We start from the raw sequence: 2,057 nt of genomic DNA, 5'->3' as shown, positions 1-2,057 counted from the left end.
GGGGCGGCGACTCCCTGAAGCGCGTTGACGATCCTGTTGTCGGTCCCCGCAGCGGCCTGTGTCGCCCCGGTGCCCAGGGTCCGCAGACTCGCCGTACCGGCAACCTGGTCTGCCGGCAGACTCGCCGCGAGCTGTGCCGGGGTACGCGCCGCCCACACCCCACCCGACTCCTGGATCACCGCGCTGCCCGATGGGGTCAGCCCGGCGATCGCCGTCAGATCCGAGTCGAGTGGCTGGTAGCTGTGGGTGTGACCAGAGGTGGCAGCGCCGATGTCGGCCGGGGTGAGCTCGTCCGACCCGCCCGTGGCATGGGAGGTCTTGTGGGCTGTCGGCGTTCGGGCGTCGGATAGCCGGCTGTCGCCGCCGAGGACCACCTGTGTCGAGCCCGTCCCGGTATCCCGGGTCGCCGCAGTACCCAGACCGAGGCTGCTCCGGGCTGCCGCAGGATCGGCGACATCAGACAGGTTGCTGTCGGCGATCAGCGCCCGGTTGACGACCCACGCCAGATCCTCATGGTGGGTGTCATGGCCGGTCGGCTGGCCGGTGACCTCCTCGGAGATCGGACGTGGGTCGGCCATCTCAGTCCCCGTACCGGTCGATCAGGTCCGCCTTGGTGGACCGCTCGGCCTCCAGCGGATCCGCGCCCGAGCGAACCGCGTAGGCCACCCACTCGGCCTTCGCCGCGACCTGCGCCGGGGCCGGGCCCGGGTCGGTCGGCTCCTCGTCGGCGTGGACGATCGGCGGCAGCGCGGCGCCGCCCGTGCCGTCCTCGGTCACCGCCGCCACGCCCGTGCCGGTTCCGGCCGACCCCTCAGGCGAGGTCACCGGGCTGACGGGCGGCACGCCGCCGCGGCGGTTCCCGGGCTGCCGCTGGCCGGCCCGTGCGGTGTGGTCCTCGGCCCGCTCGTGGCCGGTGAGCACCGCCAGCGGAGTGTCGGCATCCCACTCGGTCGGGTCGTCCGGGCTGTTCACGCGGACGAATGCCTTGGTCCGCACCCGTTCGACCCACACCTCGGCGAGCGGCAGCCGGAACTCCGAGATCGTGCCGTTCTCGACCCGGAAGTAGCCGACCGCCTCGACGTCGCCGGCCATCAGACGTGGTCCGGGAGCAGGAACGCGGTGATCGTGCCGGCGTGGGACGCCTCGATGTCGATCGACAGCGACCCGTCATTCTGGAGAAACCGGCCGGACTCGAACGGGCCCAGCCACGTCACGCCCGTGTTCGCGGGCACGGAGGCGGTCATGTCGCCCTGGCCGGCGGCGATACCCGGCGGGTAGCTGCCAGCCTTCACGGTGACGGTGTGGGCCGCGGTGTGGGTGTTGGTTACCCGCAGGATCGTGCGCTCCGGGTAGGCGCGGGCGATCGTGTGATCGTTGGTGATGTCGAGGCTGGTCCCGGCCGGATCGGCCAGGCTGCCGTTCCCGACGAACGTCGAGTAGGGCACGGCGGTACGCGCCATGAGTGCTCCTCGCGGTTTCGGGCAACGCAAAAGGCGGACGCCCGGTGGACGTCCGCCTTTCGGTGCTGCTGGTGGGGGGTGCGCTGGCCCGCAGCGCGGAAGGTCAGATGCTGACGTGGGTCCAGATCTTGCCGGTCTTGATGTTCGACACGATCGAGTGGCTGATCCGTTGCATCGTGATGATCGATAGCGCTCATCACCTATGCCGCCTCGCCTCTCGGCGAGGCGCCCCCGGTCTGACCGGCCGTGGCCGTGCCGGGTTCCCGTTTCCCAGCCACCTGCCCGCTCGCGCGGGTCTTACGGTCGGCTCCACGGGCGTTTACCGTCTCCGACGCACTGGCGGCGACGAGGTTGGACAGGTTGATCGCGGCGTTCAGGTCACGGTCGGCTACCAGTCCGCAGGACTGGCAGGTAAACGTGCGCTCGGACAGCGCCAGGCTTGGGTTTCGCCAGCCACAGCCGGAGCAGGTCTTCGAGCTGGGATACCAGCGGTCGGCGACGACGAGCGTCGATCCGTACCAGCGGGTCTTGTAGGCAAGCTGGCGGCGGATCTCCCCGAATCCGGCAGTCGCGACGGCCTTCGCGAGCCGCCGGTTG

At 70.8% G+C, this 2,057-nt stretch carries 4 protein-coding genes; all 4 read right to left on the bottom strand.

Going from position 1 to position 2,057, the window contains the following annotated elements:
- Nucleotides 1–578 (bottom strand): hypothetical protein (locus AC08OO_RS16895; protein ID WP_476618748.1); only part of this gene is annotated, 578 nt, incomplete at its 3' end.
- 1 nt (nucleotide 579) lies between these two features.
- A complete protein-coding gene (locus AC08OO_RS16890) occupies nucleotides 580–1,092 on the bottom strand; it encodes a hypothetical protein (protein ID WP_476618747.1) in 513 nt (170 codons plus the stop codon).
- Nucleotides 1,092–1,460, bottom strand: a complete 369-nt coding sequence (locus AC08OO_RS16885; RefSeq protein WP_476618746.1) for a hypothetical protein — start codon at nucleotides 1,458–1,460, stop codon at nucleotides 1,092–1,094. The genes AC08OO_RS16890 and AC08OO_RS16885 overlap by 1 nt, the downstream gene beginning before the upstream one ends.
- Before the next feature lie 200 nt (nucleotides 1,461–1,660).
- Nucleotides 1,661–2,057, bottom strand: a 397-nt coding sequence (locus tag AC08OO_RS16880; RefSeq protein ID WP_476618745.1) for an RNA-guided endonuclease InsQ/TnpB family protein, incomplete at its 5' end; no start/stop codon positions are given.

It is taken from the genome of Frankia sp. CeCAU1 (genome assembly GCF_977971845.1).
This window is presented reverse-complemented; position numbering and strand designations above follow the sequence as displayed.

What these genes read in the sequence shown, in the direction of transcription:
- AC08OO_RS16890 (WP_476618747.1), bottom strand. Translation starts at nt 1,092, where the DNA reads ATGGCCGGCGACGTCGAGGCGGTCGGCTACTTCCGGGTCGAGAACGGC.
- AC08OO_RS16885 (WP_476618746.1), bottom strand. Translation starts at nt 1,460, where the DNA reads ATGGCGCGTACCGCCGTGCCCTACTCGACGTTCGTCGGGAACGGCAGC.